The following is a 15,135-nucleotide window of genomic DNA, read 5'->3' as shown; positions in this document are numbered from 1 at the left end:
GTCATGCAACAGTAGCGCTCCGGGTGCGTCGCCACCTGCCAATCCTAAAAAAGAGTGACAATCTCAAAGCGACGCACCTTACCTCATAGTTCAGGAAACAAACCCAACACTCATGATTGTTGCTTTCTGGAGGCGAGAATTGGCATTAGTTCTATCTTTAAATAGTAGCAGGGAATGACAATCAAATTTCTGTTTTGTTGATAATTATTTCTGAATAGTTGATAGTATGTCAAATCGCAATTATGCCATTGTGGGCACGGGAGCTTTAGGCGGATTCTACGGTGCTAGACTGCAACAAGCAGGTTTAGAAGTCAATTTTTTGCTTCGTAGTGATTACGAACACGTCAAAAAACACGGTTTGATTGTCGAGTCTCCCGAAGGCAACTTCACCCTCCCTCACGTCCGCGCCTACCACGACGCGCACAAAATGCCTCAGTGCGACGTAGTAATTGTAGCGCTGAAAACAACTCAAAATCACTTGTTGCCCAAAATATTGCCTCCTTTATTAAAGGATAACGGCGCGGTTTTAGTATTGCAAAATGGATTGAATACAGAACCGGAAGTCGCTAAAATTGTCGGTGCAGAACGAGTGGTTGGCGGGCTGTGTTTTCTCTGCTCTTATAAAGTTGGGCCCGGTCATATCTGCCACCTAGATTACGGCACTATCACCCTGGGAGAATATGCCCAGGACTACAAAGCAATCGGTATTACTGATAGATTGCACCAAATTGCTAAGGACTTTAAACGTGCTCATATTCCCATTAAAATGAGCGAAGATTTGCTATTGTCAAGGTGGAAAAAGCTGGTTTGGAATATTCCTTATAACGGGCTGTCTGTAGTGTTGGATGCGAGAACTGACGAACTGATGGCTAATCCCGATACTCTGATTTTAGTTGAGGAAATCATGGGGGAAGTGGTAGCGGCAGCCAAAAGTTGCGATCGCATTATTCCCGATGACTTTATCCCACAAATGCTCGAATATACTCAGAAAATGAAGCCTTACCGCACCAGCATGAAAATCGATTATGATGAATCGCGGCCCCTGGAAGTTGAGGCGATTTTTGGTAATCCGATACGGGTGGCGCAGCAAGCAGGTATTAGGTTGCGGCAAATAGAGGTACTTTACCGAATGTTGAAGTTTGTGGATTTTCAAAGACAAGAAGCGGAGAGGACGAGAAGGCTATTAGGTTTGTCCTAATTGGCAATTGGCAATTGGGCGGGGCGGGTTTGTGAGATTTCTCGCTGGTGTTGTAGATATTGGTGAACCCGCCCCTACAGGAATTACTGTCAAATCCGGTTAATTCTATCGATTCACCGGCGATGACACATCGCAATTTCTTGCAATTGTTCTCGATTGACTTTGCCTTGAGAATTGCGCGGCAATTGTTCGACAATTACCCAATATTTCGGCCGCTTAAACTTGCTCAACTTATCTTCTATTGCTGCGTGCAGATTTTTGACCGTAACTTCGGAATTAGCGGGAACGTAGATAGCCGTAACGACTTGACCCCAATCTTTGTCTGGCAAGCCAATTACAGCAATATCCGCAACTAAATTAGTCGATCGCACAACGGCTTCAACTTCCGCCGGAAAAACATTTTCTCCGCCTGTGATAATTTTGTCGCTGCTGCGTCCGACGATATTTAAGTAGTTATTTTTATCGAAAAATCCCAAATCATCTAGTTGGAAGTATTGGCGATCGCCAATATTTTTAGGATAATAACCCAACGCCAAAGATTTAGCATTTACCACAATATTTCCGATTTGATTTTCGCACAAAATATCACCATTTGCACTCCGAATAGTTATTTTAGCATGGGGTAAAGTTTGACCGGAACTGTTATTGCCCGCGAGAAAATCTTCGGGTTTTAGTGTAGCAATTTGCGAGGCGGTTTCGGTCATGCCATAACTGGGCGCTAATTTGATTTGATAGTTTCTAGCTGTTTCTAAAAGTTCCGGCCAAGCGGGAGCACCGCCCAAAAGTACGGCACGAAAGCGTCCAAGCCAATTAGCTGTATCGGGATTTTGCAGCAGCCGTTGCAGTTGAGTTGGAACTAAAGAAATGAAAAATTCTTCGGGTTCGATATCGCATATTTTACCATTTTCTAATTCTTTAAATGGCTGAATTGCCAGTTGTCCGCCGCTAGTAAAAGAACGCATGAATTGCATTAAACCGCTGACGTGGTATAAGGGCAAAATGCAGAAAGAGTTGATTTTGTCAACTTGAAAATATTGTTGAAAACCTTGTACTGATGCGGTTAGTGTTTCCCAAGTGTGGATGGCAAAACGGATTTTTCCTGAAGAACCGCCGGTGGGAATCATGATTGTATCAAAACCGCTTTTTGTCGGCGAATGGAATTCGCGGCTATACAAACGAAGTTCGCCTTCGCAGACTGGGATATGGGGAGTGGTGGGAAGCGGGCATTGTCCCCAAATTAAGTCGGGTTGAACTAAATCAAAGACTTGTTGCCATTCTTGTTTTACCCAGTTGGGATTGCAGAGAAAAATCGGGCATTTGGCGGCGCGGGCGGCGGTGAAACTGGCAAGAAATTGCACTGGTTCTGCTTCGGCGATGCAAATTTTTGGGGGTGTTTTTTGTGCGGGATTTTGGGTGATTTCTTGAAATAGCCGATCGACAATTCGGGCAAATTCGCGACTGTCACAACCGATCAGCCAATCATCGGGCAAGCCACACGCGATATCCAGGATATTTACTGTTAGATTTGTTGCCATAGATGCTTTCACCAAGTTTCTCGCTTCAAAACAATTACAGGAGTTACTCACTCCGACAAAGAAACCGGGTTTTTTACCGAATTTGTCGGCTGCAACGCGTCTTTTCGTAAAAAACCCGGTTTCTGAGCCCCAGGAGTAATTTAAAATCTAAAATCTAAAATCTAAAATCGAATGATTGTCATCGAACCAGCAATCGGTGGCGAAGCCGAGTGCTCTATTATTTAAAGACAATTGTGTTGCTAAGTTTAATGCTGCTTGTCTGCCGATTTCGGTTTCAAATACTGATGAGAAAACAGCGTCTATCTTATGAGTTTGACAAAATTTTCGCAGTTGGGATGGAGAACCAGCAATCGCAGGTTTAATGACGAAAATGCCTCGCCAGCCTTGGCTGTAGCACTCTTGGATGCGATCGAGGTTGGCGGCAGATTCGTCAAGGGCGATCGGAGTTGTATAAATAGCATTCAATTCTACCATTTCCTGAAACTGTGTTACTGGCAGCGGCTGTTCCAAAAATTCAATGTCTGCGGAAAAGTCGGGAGTTGCTTTTACCTTGTCGCAAGCTTCCAGCCATGTTTTAGCCTGCGAGTAACTGAGTCCCCCGTTGGCATCTAAGCGCAAAAATCCTTTTTCGCGATCGCACAAATTGTGCATTACTTGGATTAGCTGCTGAAAAATCTTTAATTCTTCCTCAATTGCAGCAACACCAATTTTCCATTTAAACGTGCGATATCCCTCTAACCAAAGTATTGGTAAAGCCTGCAAAGCTGTTTCTCCTGCTGGCAATAAACCGCTGAACCGATTTTGCATTTTCTCCCCCTTTTGGGAAAGGTAAGTTAAATTTTCGCTTTTCTCCCCCCCTTGGCAAGGGGGGGCTGGGGGGGGCGAATTTTTCTTGTTTGATAGTGCCGACTCAAAGCCAAATTGACAAGCCGGCAATTCAGCGGAAATAGCAAAAATCATCTCTGATGAAAGATTAGCTGGCAACTGGTGACAAAAATCTAAAGCTTGCTCAAAACTTTCGGAACCAAACCAACTCAAAGGGGCAATTTCTCCCCAACCAATTCGATTATTTTCGTCCACAAGTCGCAGGATAATTCCTTCGCGAATATCCCAGATGCCGTGACTTGTTTGCAAGGGGCGCTTAAATTTTCGCTGATAAGTGCGAAACTCGAATTGATAAAGCATTAGTTTTTTAGTTAATCATAAAATTGTCTCACAACTGATCCAAACTTATCAATATTTTCAAAATGGATATTGTGACCAGCTTTGGGTACAATTTCCAGAGTAGCCGCCGGACACAAGCTGGCCATTTCGGTATTTATATTTATAAATTTATCATCATATTCTCCCGCTAGCAAGATGATGGGGATTTGATTTTGTGCGAGTTTTTCCCAGAGAGATGGCTGGTTGCCGGTTCCCATGTTGCGGAGGGATTTGGCTAATTCTAAGGGATTGTTTGCTAAGCGGCTTTCTATGAGTTTGTCGAAGTTAGGAGAGTTTTTTAAAGATTTGAATAAAGGGATATCGTACCAGTTGAATAAAAAATCTTTAATGTTGCTATTTTCCAGCTTTTGTGCTAGCTGTAAATCGGCTTGTCGGCGGTGCGATCGCTCTTTTTCTGTCTTCAATCCCGGCGAGGCAGACTCCAGCACTACTTTCTCAAATCTTTCTGGAAAATGTAATGTCATGTAAAGTGCCAATCGCCCGCCCATTGAATAGCCCAATAACAAACATTTGTCTATTTGTAAATCATTTAATAACTGGATCAATGCTTGGGCTGTATTTGATATATTGTAGCAACTTTCGTCGCCGCTGACTCTAGTTTCTCCGTGACCTGGAAGGTCAACTGCTAAGCAGCAATAACTGTTAAAAAGTAAGGGAATGACGCTGCTAAAGTCTTGACTGCTGCCCGTGAATCCATGCAAAAATAAAATTGTCGGCTGATTCTTGTTGCCAGTTAAGGAATAGTGAAATTGATAATGTTTAAAGTCCATCTACAATTATTAGTATAATTGCCGTATTTACTGAAATCTAATTTCCGCATCGCCAACAGAGATAACTGCCTGAAAACGAGTGAGAAAGTCCATACCAAGAAGACCATCTATACGAACATTTGGCGGTATATCGTGGGCAAATACGTCAAAATTTTCTATTAGTTGACCCACGCAATTAAACCAAGATACATTAATTACAGGAACATAGATTCTTCCTTGACCTGTAAAGATTTCTTGCCTGCGTAGAGGATTGCGCGTATCGTAACCCAAATCCTCTAATGTTTTAACTGGCAATATTGTGTAGCTGGCTCCCGTATCCACCAATAAACGCACCCGATACTCAGTAGCCTCACCATTATTTCCACCAATGGTTGCTTGCACCGCGAGCAAATTTCGTCCGTGACGCAATAAGCGATAAGCTTTTTGATAATCTGGCATTTTTGTTACAACATAGCTGCTAAGTCTTCAGGGATAGGGCCGGTGTATTCTATTGCCACCGATTTTCCCTTCCTTGACAAAGCATTATTGTAAAGCAAATCGCGCTCCGGTGAGTGTGCTAAAACTTCACCTCGAATTACATTCAAATCCTCATCCAGCTCAGTGTAAGCAATTAGCACCCACTCGCTAGGATATAAGTGGATGATTTCTTCTAGGCTCATGATTTTGTCAATTTCTGTTTGCGTACTCATGCTTTGATTCTCCTTTTGACCATTCAATGTGAGGTACGGATTGCTGAATTAAAGAAGATTTTGAGAAGTCGCCCAACTCTGCCAACTCGCCCAACTCCCTCAGCTTAGCAAACCATACCTCCAGTTTACCCGAATTCTCGATCGCCCGATCTACAAACCAAAGCCCAACGCCAGCAGCAATCCGCTCGAAAAATGCAGCGTAACTGCGATAAACTTAGAGTTGCTCACCTTTGCAGGTTGGTCGTGATAGTCTGTGACATGGCGGCAAAGGTCGATCGCAAATGGCAAACTTCCAAAAATCAACAGCGTCCAAATTGGGAACATTCCCAAAGCCACAAATAGCACAGTCAAAGTATAAACGCTGCCGCATAACCACTGCAACAACTGAGCACCTTTTTTCGTACCGAGTCGCACAATCGGCGATTTTTTTCCCGCCGCCAAATCATCCGCAATTTGATGAAAGTGGGAACAAAATAAGATGATACTCGTAGTAATTCCCACGATTACCGAAGCCGCAAAATTAGTTGCAGACCAAGTTTGAGTCTGACTGTAATAAGCAGCGGCGAAGGCTAGCGGCCCAAAGGTAAAAAAGCAAATTATTTCCCCCAAACCTTGATAGCCAAGACGAAATGGAGGCCCTTGGTAAGTGTAGCCGAGAGCACAGCACAAAACTACTAGCAAAATTACTGTTGGGTCTTTTTGCCACCAGCTTATGGCACAGATTCCCGACACTCCCACTGCTAAAAATAGATTTGCCAGCCCGAAAATTAAAGCTTTATTTCCGGTTAAATTAACTAGGGAATGCGCTTTATTTTTATCGATGCCTGTTTCTGAGTCAAATACATCATTGCTGAGATTCAGCCATGCTATAATCAAAATGGCTGACATTAAAAATGTCGAAAAAATTGACGAATTAATCGTTTGAGTTTCGGCAAAAGCAACTGCTGTTCCTACTGAAATAGGAATTACCGCAACGCTGTACATGGGCGGCTTGATTGCCGCCAGCCACAATTTACTATTTGGACGTTCAATTAACTTTGTTGTCATTACACAAACTTGATGCAATTGATAGCAGCGTAGTAATTTTACAATTTTATTGGTGAAGAAACTCTACTCTGCATCGGGTTTAGTGCGCGGGGGGTATCCGTTGACAGGCTTTGCGGGCGATCGCGCGCCCGGTAATGCCCGTCTGCAAACCTCTGTGGGGGCGATCGTATGAGAGTCGAGATTGAGTCGCTCAATCTTAAAGTTTTATGTCTAAATGTTTCGATCGATCGCGGGTTGGCGTTAGCTTTCGCGATCCGAAGGAAAGCCCTCGAAGAAGATCGTCTGTTTTTTGCCCCCCGCCGATCCCAAACTTTCCGGGAAACTCGAAAGGTCATGTTTTGCGATCGCCCTCCCGTGCTTAGATCGAAATAGGGGTTCTAGCGGGACAAAACCGCACTCTTTCTGACAAATCTGCTATTCTCGCTTTCATGACAGTAATACCGCACCGCGCTAATCTTTTACAAGACCGCAATCAACTGCATCAGTTTCTGTTAGATTGCCAGCAGTCTTTAACCGAAAAAGATCAAACCAAGATAGTTAGTATTTCTCAGGAGATTGCCCCCGTCGATCCGCTAGTTGTACTTCAAGAGATTTCCGAACCTTGCCAGCGGCACTTTTACTTTGAAAAAAGAGACCCGATTTCCGGCAACAGTTTTGCGATCGCCGCCCTAGATTCGGCCATCCATTTAACAGTAGCCGGAAGCGATCGATTTACCCTAGCTCAAAATTTTATTCAATCTTGTCTTGCCCGAACAATTACCATCGGTACAGAACGCTTGCCCTTCAGCGGGCCCCACTTTTTTTGTAGCTTTGCTTTTTTCGATGAGAATGTCGCGACCAATTCTTACTTCCCCCCTGGCACCGTATTTTTACCAAAATGGCAGATTACTCGCCTGAAAGATAGCTGCATAATTGTTGCCAATGCAATTATAAACCGAGATATAAATGTTAAAATTATCACGGATAATATTTGGGAAAATTTTGATAAAATTTCGTGTTCACCTTACAAAAAAATCACGTCTATTAGAAACAGCTCGATATTTTTCAAACAAATTCCTGTGAATGATGCCACTCAATTTAAAACATCCGTCAAGTCCGCTTTAGACTTGATCCACTCTCAATATTTCAGTAAGATTGTTTTGTCCCAAGCAATAAATGTCATTTCCCAAACCCCTTTCAGTTTAATAGATTCGTTAAATAACTTGCGCCTTACTTATCCCGGTTGCTACGTATTTTCCACCAGTAACGGCAAAGGTCAAAATTTCATCGGTGCCAGTCCAGAACGCTTAATCAGCATTCACAAAAATGAGTTAGTAACAGATGCCTTAGCAGGTTCCGCACCGAGGGGGAAAAATGAAGCGGAAGATGCGAATTTAGGCAAAGGTTTACTCAACAGCGAAAAGGATATTCGAGAACATCGAGTTGTAATTGATTTTATAGTCGATCGCCTGTCGAGTCTCGGTATCAATCCCGACTTTTCCCCGGTTCCCAGGCTACTGCAACTGTCAAACATTCAGCATTTGTGGACACCCATAAGGGCTAGAATTCCCCGTGATATTCATTTATTAAAGATTTTATCCCAACTGCATCCAACGCCAGCGGTGGCGGGCGTACCGAGAGACATTGCCCTACAGCAAATTCGCGGCTGCGAAAGCTGCGATCGCTCGTTGTATGCAGCGCCCCTCGGCTGGATAGATCGCACCGGCAACGGCGAATTTGCCGTGGGCATTCGATCGGCATTAATCGATGGCGATCGGGCTATACTTTATGCTGGTGCTGGTATTGTTGCCGGTTCGGAACCCGAAAAAGAACTAGCAGAAATTCAGCTCAAATTACAACCACTTTTAAATGCTTTAGTTTAGCAATATATTATAAAAATGATTGATTTTCGCAATACCAACACTCTCTGGTCTTCAATATTAGCAGAGACATTGCAACGACTGGGATTAACTACCGCCGTGATTTGTCCCGGTTCGCGATCGGCACCATTAACAATAGCCTTTGCTCAAAACAAAAAAATAGAAACTATTCCCATACTAGATGAACGTTCAGCCAGCTTTTTCGCATTAGGAATTGCCAAAAAATCCGGTTTTCCAACCGCACTAATTTGCACATCGGGAACCGCTGCAGCCAACTTTTATCCTGCGATAATAGAAGCCAGAGAAAGTCGAATTGCGCTGCTAATATTCACCGCCGATAGACCTCCAGAACTGCGGGACTGTCACGCCGGACAAGCGATCGACCAAGTGAAAATATACGGCAATTATCCCAACTGGCAAGCCGAATTAGCGATACCTTCTGCGTCCAGAGGAATGCTAGACTATCTGCGGCAGACGGTAATGTATGCTTGGGAGCGATCGCAATTTCCAACACCCGGCCCCGTCCACCTCAACATCCCCTTTCGCGACCCACTTGTACCCGTTCCAGACATAGCCGTAGAAGCTTTAGAAACACAATTCAATCCCGAAGAATTCTTTGCAGGATTAGAACCCATTTTCGCAGGAGAAAGCTCTACCCCCCCCAGCCCCCCCTTGTTAAGGGGGGGAGAAGAAAATACAATGCACCAATGGCACAAGTGCAGCAAAGGCATTATTATTGCAGGCGTTGCACAGCCCCAATTTGCCGAAAAATACTGTAGTGCGATCGGCCAAATTTCCAAATCCTTAAACTGGCCAATTTTAGCAGAAGGACTATCCCCAGTCAGAAACCACGCCCAACTAAACCCCCATCTAATTTCCACCTACGATTTAATCCTGCGAAACCGCGAACTAGCAGATAAATTAACTCCAGAAATCGCCATTCAAATCGGAGACTTACCCACAAGCAAAGAACTGCGAAACTGGCTAAACAAAACCCAACCAAAACGCTACATAATCGACCCCAGCCACCACAACTTCGATCCCCTACACGGCCAAACAATTCACCTGCGAACCTCCGTAGAGCATCTAGCCACTGCTATTTCCCCTCAAATCCCCCCCCTTAACAAGGGCAAATCAACTCCAGTCCCCCCCCTTAGCAAGGGGGGGTTAGGGGGGGTTCAAACCTCTCCCTCAAACGAATACCTCCAACTTTGGCGCAACACCGAAATCCAAGTCAGACAAACAATAGACCAAAAAATAGCAACAATTAACAACATAATCGAGCCCAAAGTTTCCTGGCTGCTTTCCCAAATTTTGCCGCCTGGAACACCGATATTTATTGCCAACAGTATGCCCGTCAGAGATGTAGAGTTTTTCTGGAAGCCAAACAACTTAGAAATAAAACCGTTTTTCAATCGCGGCGCTAACGGTATAGACGGCACATTATCAACAGCTTTGGGAGTTGCTCACCGCAATCTAAGCAGCATCCTGCTAACAGGCGATTTAACACTTTTGCACGATACAAACGGTTTTTTAATTAAAAATAAATTTGTCGGTCATCTGACAATATTATTAATTAATAACAACGGCGGCGGAATTTTTGAAATGTTGCCCGTTGCCAAATTTGACCCGCCCTTTGAAGAGTTTTTTGCCACGCCGCAGCAGATGAATTTTGCTCATTTGTGTGCAACTTATGGCGTGGAACACGAGGTAATTGAGGATTGGGAACAGTTCAAACAAAAATTAAATTTGCTGCCAAATAGCGGGATTCGCGTCTTAGAATTGCAAACAGACAGGCGATCGGATGCTAAATGGCGGCAAGATAATTTAGGTAAATTTGCCAAAGGTTCGTAGTAAGGACTTTTGTCAATAAGCCTTTCGCGGGCGGGCAAGATGCCCACCCCACAAGCAGAAAATTCACACTTTGTGGAACAGGCATCTTGCCTGTTCTTGGCAATGCTGCAATATCTCAGTTTAAACCGCTGGTTGAGCTAGCAGCGGATCTAACTGTCCATCTGCATCAAGTTTGTGAATGTCATCGCAGCCGCCTACGTGTTGCTTATTAATGAAAATTTGGGGTACGCTGCGGCGTCCGTTAGCGCGATCGGCCATTGCCTTTCTAGCCGCTTCGTCGCCATCAATTTTGTATTCCGTAAAATTTACGCCTTTCCACCACAGCAAAGTTTTGGCGCGGATGCAGTAGGGACAGGTTTGCCAAGTATAGATTTCCACATTGGCTTTGATGCGATCGGGCTTGCGGCCCAAGATGGGATTGAGAAAATCAAGCATTTTCAGTACGGGGGTAAGGGTGGAACTCATTTAGAAATCATACCCAATGTATAAATTCCGCTGGTATGGGCGCATCTGCCAGAGGTGGGTTTTAAGCTGTCGGGCGATCGCATTGTGACCCAAATCACAATTTGACTCTACTCGGATCACTTGCTTTCACCCCTGACAATCACCTTCGCGGCCTCATTAATATCACCGATATTTTGAGGAAACCAGAAGATGATAAATATATCGAATTCAACCGCACTGCCATGAACCCCGTACAACTCCTCCCCGGCGCTATCTCTGAAATCCTCGCTTCTGTAACGGATACAGGCGTTTTGACTCTGGCCGATCGCTACGGTTTGATGGCCGCCACCTTCGACGACTCTCTGAATGACGAAGACAGAGGCTGTGTCAACCGCCTGCTGCGGGCGGTGCTCAGAGGCAGAGTCCAAGTAGTCAACGAACTTTCCGCAGCATTCTAATCGGGATTTGAAGTTTTGTTCTGAAGGCAAGGTGAGTCAGCGGTAGATGAAAATAGTGGAAACTCAGGCAGGAGTTGAAACAGCGGTAATTTGAATTCGATTTAAAGTTTTCTCCTCTAACTCAACAACGGTTTTTTTGTCAAAGCAGCCTTTACCGGCTGCTTTTTTTTTGATTTAATCGCGGATTTCGATGTTGTACTGGCGGCAGAGGGCAATCAATTTTTGTTGGAAGCGATCACGCACTGACTCTGGGGCAACAATCGCGCAATCTTCCCAGTAAGGAGCGATTTCGCGAAAAAACCAGAAGGTATTTGAGATATTCCGAATCACTCGCTTGATAGGCGGATCGCCTTCTGGTTCGCTGACTTCCTCATCTTCCTGCTTGCGTCTGTAGTTAAAGGCAAGTCTGCCGGATAAATGAAATTCTACGGGAATCCGCGCTAAATCTGGCAGCCAAGGTCGATCGACCGAAATCACCGCAGCATCTTCAATGCGATCAAGCAGCAGCGTCCAGTTGTGTTCGAGTCCTGGTACGTCTTGATTACCTTCCGATTCTTCGCAGCGACACATTAAATACTGTCGCTTTTCTATGGGGACAATGCGAGCGTGCAAGATGGTGTAATGCCAAAGGCGATCGGTTGCATCCCGGTAAGACAGGCGGAAGGGTTGCTGTCTGTGAATAAAATTGTCGATTTTTTGCCGCCAAGTAGGTAAGGGGTTGCTCAAAAACTGATCGATTTCAGCCCGGAAAGGGAGAGTCAGTTCGCTGCGATCGCTCAACAATTGGGCAATGGCCAGCGCTTCATCAGTTTTGCCCAAGTCAAGCAATTGCTGTCGGGCGATGTCTAGGGCTTTGATGCGGGTTTGCGGCCAATCGTGGTTGGGGGCGATCGTCAGTTGGCGGCGGGCGATCGCTTCTATCAGTTTGGATATGTTCGGGCGATCGCCCCACGTCTTCCCGAATTCTTGGGCCAAGGCTTCCAACTCAGTTTTATCTCGTTCAGAAACCGACAGGGTGATCGATTGACCTTTGCGACTCATAAATATACGGACACTTTATCTTGGTACAGGCTTGATTATCTCTATTGTCGGTGCCACTATGGGGAATATCAACTTTCTACGGACACACTTTCAGCATATGTCCGACTACCAAATTACTCTCAAATCCGTTTACTCCTCTCCCGCTGCGGAAATTCCCAAGAAAGTCAAATTACCGGAAGGTTGGACTCTTTCTTGGCATCAAGCCGAAACTTTAAAGGCAATTCGCAATCCCAATATTGATGTCATTTTCAACTCAGCTATCACTAGCGATGGCAAAAGTTTAGCCGCTTTTTTAGAAACATTGCAGACAAATTGTTGTGCAGTGGCGCTATATCCGACGAATGAACTGGCGCGAGATCAGGAGACTCAAATTCAGCGCTATATCGAACAATTCCAACCCGAACATCAACCCCGCGTTGTGCGACTCAGCGGCTCGGAATTAGAAATCTATGCAGAAAATGAAAAACTTAGAAAAGCAGCCGCGATCGCATCTCGCACAGGTCAATCAGAGATTTTATTAACTAACCCTGATATCTTGCACTATCTCCATCGAGGAGCGTATTTAAGCTCTGAAGATAGCCCCGATAAACTGTGGGGTCGCATCGACAAAGATTTTGACCTATCCATTTTTGATGAATTTCATGTTTTAGCATCTCCCCAGATTGCCAGCGTCATCAATACTATGTTGTTAATTCGCAATACAAACCGCCGAAAAAAGTTTGTATTCCTGTCAGCAACTCCTGACGATCAATTAATTAGCAGACTAGAAATAGCAGGTTTTCGCTGTCAAACTATCGACCCTTTAAAAGCAGGCAAATATCAGTTTCCCGATCGCCCTGCTGAAATCGAACAGTTGAAAGCCGACTCCTGGCGGCAAATATTGAGGGAAAGTACGCTGACTTTTATTTCCCTAGAACCAACTTCAAAAGCTTCTGAAACTTGGCTGAAAGACAGTGCAAATCTCATCCTGACTCACTTTAAACAGAATCCGGGAAGTAAAGGAGCGATTATCCTGAATTCAATTGCTGCCGTCAAGCGGCTGACACCATTTTTTCGGGAATTGTTCGCGCCTCACGGTTTAGTTGTTGGCGAAAATACCGGGTTGTCGGGAAAAACGGAAAAAGAGCGATCACTCTCGTCAGACTTAGTTCTCGGTACTAGCACCATTGATGTCGGGGTAGACTTCAAAATCAATTTGCTAATTTTTGAATCCGCCGATGCGGGCAACTTCATCCAAAGATTGGGAAGGTTGGGGCGACACGATGGGTGCGATCGCAATGGGGAGTTTATTCAGTTTCAAAATTTCACAGCCATCGCACTCACCCCTAATTTCTTAGTCGAACGCTTGTTTTCGGCTGAGACTGCCACTTTAGAGTCTAACGGAATTTACGATCGTCCTTTTTTCTATCAACAAATTCGCGAAAAGTACCGCCTAATCAACAATTTTGAGGGATATTATTCGCGGTGGGGTGCGGTGCAGTCAGTTCAAATTTGTTGGGAATTAGGGCACAAGACAATTAAACAGCAGTACGCATCAAGTCAGAAAGCTTTTCAGGAAGCTGCTCAAAAAGTATTTAAAACTAGCTTGGGGAAAGTGGCAGGTGATATTAAACAGTGGGGCAAAGAGTGGCAAGAGCGATCAGGTAATAAGACAGGAAATCCAATAGTTGAAGATGCTAGCAGTTTTCGAGGTTCTAGCCCCCTACAATGCGGGATTTGCGATTTAACCGATTCCTATGAGGCAGACAAATTTAAAACTTACGATTTACCAGGAATTTTGAGCAACTTGGAAATTGAACCGATGACGGAATCTGCATTTATGCGAATGTTGAACGAGACATCGGAACGCCTTGGGCAACCAATTGCCAAAGGTCGATTTAAACATTGTCTTGCTTTTTTGAAGTTGCGTAGTTATCGGGAGGAAAGACTGAATTGGAAATTTACTTATTCGGGAACTTTAGAGGAAAATGCTTCTGCTTGGAAAGTTCAGGTTTTGACGGGGATTGAGGTTGTGCAACCTGATAATTATTGGATCGGGGAAATCAACAAGCGTTTGAAGAAGCAAGCATTGGTTTGTTATGTGCTGCGCTATCCGGTGGCTGAAGTGCGATCGCGCCTGCGACTGCCGATGCACTTTCAGATTTATCCGATTTGCGATCAGTACAGTTTCCACGATACGACTGCACCTTATTCTATAGCTTTTGGCCAGTCGGCCCTGTTGGTGGACACGCTGGCCCACTGGCTCAAGAGCAGGGGGGATGAAATATGGATTGCGTAGAAGTTCAAGCCCTAATAGGGGGGGTTAAGTCAGGTAGAAAGATAGAGGAACGAACGCCATTAGGAGCGCAGCGAATTTTTTCAATCCCTAATAGGGTGTTAAGCTCTCAATAAAAATTAATAAGCTTTTTCTACCTGTCCACACCATAGTACATAAATATAGCAAGGATGACAACTATGTTTAGATCGCTTACACTTAGACCATGGAAAGCTTCGCGGCTCTGTGAGCAACGATCGCGAGTAGGAACACAGATATGTAATCGCAGCCCTTCTTGTTCTCTAGACAGAACGGTTTTTAGCGTCACTTTATTTGGGTGGGGGTATAACGCCCCCCTTCTGCTGCTGTTAGCAGTCAGCAGCCGTGAGTCTTTCCAGTCTGTAAAAACTAAACAGGAGACATTAACAATGCCAAAGCCAAAACGCTCTGGTGAGGGAGGGCCTTTGCTATTTATTCCCTATTCCCGGAAACCTTTTTTGGAAAACAAAAAGAAAGTTCGAGGGAGAAATCGCCACCCCTTTGAGTTGCTGGAAAAAGTTCAGAACTTATTAGAAACTGCATTGGACAGAAATGAGTTTGAGTCAGAGGAGGTCAAAACAGAAGTCTATGACTTTTTAGTAATCCTCCGAGGCTCTAAAAAGGTATCTCAAAGGCGCTAGATAGTAGCACTTTGCGAATTTTCAATAGTTAGGCTCTACAGGATTAGTGTAACTACATCAGAGCCTGTAGAGCTTTTTTGTC

At 44.5% G+C, this 15,135-nt stretch carries 14 protein-coding genes; 6 read left to right on the top strand and 8 right to left on the bottom strand.

Annotated elements, in window-relative coordinates; all coding sequences use genetic code 11:
- Nucleotides 1-226 precede the first annotated feature (226 nt).
- Entirely contained in the window at nucleotides 227-1,198 is a 972-nt protein-coding gene (locus QUB39_RS06375; RefSeq protein WP_333208401.1) for a putative 2-dehydropantoate 2-reductase, read from the top strand.
- A 113-nt stretch (nucleotides 1,199-1,311) separates the two neighbouring features.
- On the opposite strand, the gene QUB39_RS06370 is transcribed toward QUB39_RS06375, so the two are convergent.
- The 6 genes from QUB39_RS06370 to menA form a co-directional block, all read right to left on the bottom strand.
- A complete protein-coding gene (locus tag QUB39_RS06370) occupies nucleotides 1,312-2,733 on the bottom strand; it encodes a 2-succinylbenzoate--CoA ligase (protein ID WP_333208400.1) in 1,422 nt (473 codons plus the stop codon).
- Nucleotides 2,734-2,880: 147 nt separating this feature from the next.
- Nucleotides 2,881-3,918, bottom strand: coding sequence for an o-succinylbenzoate synthase (locus tag QUB39_RS06365; RefSeq protein ID WP_333208399.1), 1,038 nt, complete (start codon nucleotides 3,916-3,918; stop codon nucleotides 2,881-2,883).
- A gap of 11 nt (nucleotides 3,919-3,929) precedes the next feature.
- Nucleotides 3,930-4,727, bottom strand: coding sequence for a 2-succinyl-6-hydroxy-2,4-cyclohexadiene-1-carboxylate synthase (gene menH / locus QUB39_RS06360; RefSeq protein WP_333208398.1), 798 nt, complete (start codon nucleotides 4,725-4,727; stop codon nucleotides 3,930-3,932).
- A gap of 27 nt (nucleotides 4,728-4,754) precedes the next feature.
- Nucleotides 4,755-5,165, bottom strand: a complete 411-nt coding sequence (locus QUB39_RS06355) for a retropepsin-like aspartic protease (RefSeq protein ID WP_333052630.1) — start codon at nucleotides 5,163-5,165, stop codon at nucleotides 4,755-4,757.
- 5 nt (nucleotides 5,166-5,170) lie between these two features.
- Nucleotides 5,171-5,416 carry a hypothetical protein gene (locus QUB39_RS06350; RefSeq protein ID WP_333052632.1) on the bottom strand — a complete coding sequence of 82 codons (246 nt, stop codon included), beginning with the start codon at nucleotides 5,414-5,416 and terminating at the stop codon, nucleotides 5,171-5,173.
- A 150-nt stretch (nucleotides 5,417-5,566) separates the two neighbouring features.
- Nucleotides 5,567-6,463 carry a 2-carboxy-1,4-naphthoquinone phytyltransferase gene (gene menA, locus QUB39_RS06345; RefSeq protein ID WP_333052635.1) on the bottom strand — a complete coding sequence of 299 codons (897 nt, stop codon included), beginning with the start codon at nucleotides 6,461-6,463 and terminating at the stop codon, nucleotides 5,567-5,569.
- A 428-nt stretch (nucleotides 6,464-6,891) separates the two neighbouring features.
- Here menA and QUB39_RS06340 point away from each other — a divergent pair, with 428 nt between their 5' ends.
- Nucleotides 6,892-8,325 (top strand): isochorismate synthase, encoded by a 1,434-nt coding sequence (locus tag QUB39_RS06340; RefSeq protein ID WP_333208397.1) that lies wholly within the window; start codon nucleotides 6,892-6,894, stop codon nucleotides 8,323-8,325.
- 15 nt (nucleotides 8,326-8,340) lie between these two features.
- Nucleotides 8,341-10,176 (top strand): 2-succinyl-5-enolpyruvyl-6-hydroxy-3-cyclohexene-1-carboxylic-acid synthase, encoded by a 1,836-nt coding sequence (gene menD / locus QUB39_RS06335; RefSeq protein ID WP_333485034.1) that lies wholly within the window; start codon nucleotides 8,341-8,343, stop codon nucleotides 10,174-10,176.
- A gap of 120 nt (nucleotides 10,177-10,296) precedes the next feature.
- Here the strand turns inward: menD and grxC are convergent, their stop codons facing one another.
- Entirely contained in the window at nucleotides 10,297-10,611 is a 315-nt protein-coding gene (grxC, locus tag QUB39_RS06330) for a glutaredoxin 3 (RefSeq protein ID WP_333208441.1), read from the bottom strand.
- A gap of 251 nt (nucleotides 10,612-10,862) precedes the next feature.
- Between grxC and QUB39_RS06325 the strand changes: the two genes are divergently transcribed.
- Nucleotides 10,863-11,078, top strand: a complete 216-nt coding sequence (locus QUB39_RS06325; protein ID WP_333052699.1) for a hypothetical protein — start codon at nucleotides 10,863-10,865, stop codon at nucleotides 11,076-11,078.
- A gap of 174 nt (nucleotides 11,079-11,252) precedes the next feature.
- Here QUB39_RS06325 and QUB39_RS06320 read toward each other — a convergent pair whose 3' ends face one another.
- Nucleotides 11,253-12,119: a WYL domain-containing protein gene (locus QUB39_RS06320; RefSeq protein WP_333208396.1), complete on the bottom strand. Its 867-nt coding sequence runs from the start codon at nucleotides 12,117-12,119 to the stop codon at nucleotides 11,253-11,255.
- Nucleotides 12,120-12,216: 97 nt separating this feature from the next.
- Here QUB39_RS06320 and cas3 point away from each other — a divergent pair, with 97 nt between their 5' ends.
- A complete protein-coding gene (gene cas3 / locus QUB39_RS06315; RefSeq protein ID WP_333208395.1) occupies nucleotides 12,217-14,397 on the top strand; it encodes a type I-D CRISPR-associated helicase Cas3' in 2,181 nt (726 codons plus the stop codon).
- A gap of 404 nt (nucleotides 14,398-14,801) precedes the next feature.
- Nucleotides 14,802-15,053, top strand: coding sequence for a hypothetical protein (locus tag QUB39_RS06310; protein WP_333208394.1), 252 nt, complete (start codon nucleotides 14,802-14,804; stop codon nucleotides 15,051-15,053).
- Nucleotides 15,054-15,135 lie beyond the last annotated feature (82 nt).

The organism is Microcoleus sp. AT8-B5 (assembly GCF_036705565.1).
In the GTDB taxonomy this organism is placed as follows: domain Bacteria; phylum Cyanobacteriota; class Cyanobacteriia; order Cyanobacteriales; family Microcoleaceae; genus Microcoleus.
The sequence above is the reverse complement of the archived record's forward strand: the minus strand, read 5'-3'. Positions and strand labels throughout refer to the sequence as shown.